At 63.8% G+C, this 696-nt stretch carries 1 protein-coding gene; it reads left to right on the top strand.

The annotated features are described in order from the left end of the window. Positions 1-19: 19 nt before the first annotated feature. Positions 20-696: cyclopropane mycolic acid synthase family methyltransferase (locus A5673_RS30690; protein WP_082958901.1), on the top strand; the 677-nt coding region annotated here is incomplete at its 3' end.

The following is a 696-nucleotide window of genomic DNA, read 5'->3' as shown; positions in this document are numbered from 1 at the left end:
TTACGAAGAGTCGCAATCGATCTATGACGTTTCAGACGAGTTCTTCGCGCTCTTCCTAGACCCGACGATGGGGTACACCTGCGCGTATTTCGAGCGCGACGATATGACCCTCGAGGAGGCGCAGAACGCCAAGTTCGACCTGGCGCTGGGCAAGCTGAACCTCGAGCCCGGGATGACGCTGCTCGACATCGGCTGCGGCTGGGGCGGAGCGCTGCAACGGGCGATCGAGAAGTTCGATGTCAACGTCATCGGCCTGACGCTGTCGGAGAACCAGGCCGACCACGTGCAGAAGATGTTCGACCAGATGGACACGAACCGCTCGACGCGGGTGCTGCTGGAGGGCTGGGAGAAGTTCGACGAGCCGGTGGACCGCATCGTCTCCATCGGCGCCTTCGAGCACTTCGGCCGCCAGCGCTGGGGCCACTTCTTCAAGATGGCCTACCGGGTGCTGCCGGCCGAGGGCGTCATGATGCTGCACACCATCACGCGTCCCACGTTCAAAGAGGCCAGGGCGCAGGGCAATCCGCTCACCCACGAAGTGGTCCACTTCACCCAGTTCATCCTGGCCGAGATCTTCCCGGGCGGCTGGCTACCGACGATCCCGTCGGTCGAGGAGCACGCGGAGGAGGTCGGCTTCAAGATCACGCGCACCCAGTCGCTGCGGCTGCACTACGCGACGACCCTCGAAACGTGGGC

This window comes from Mycobacterium sp. E3198, assembly GCF_001667015.1.
Classification (GTDB): Bacteria; Actinomycetota; Actinomycetes; order Mycobacteriales; family Mycobacteriaceae; genus Mycobacterium.
This window is presented reverse-complemented; position numbering and strand designations above follow the sequence as displayed.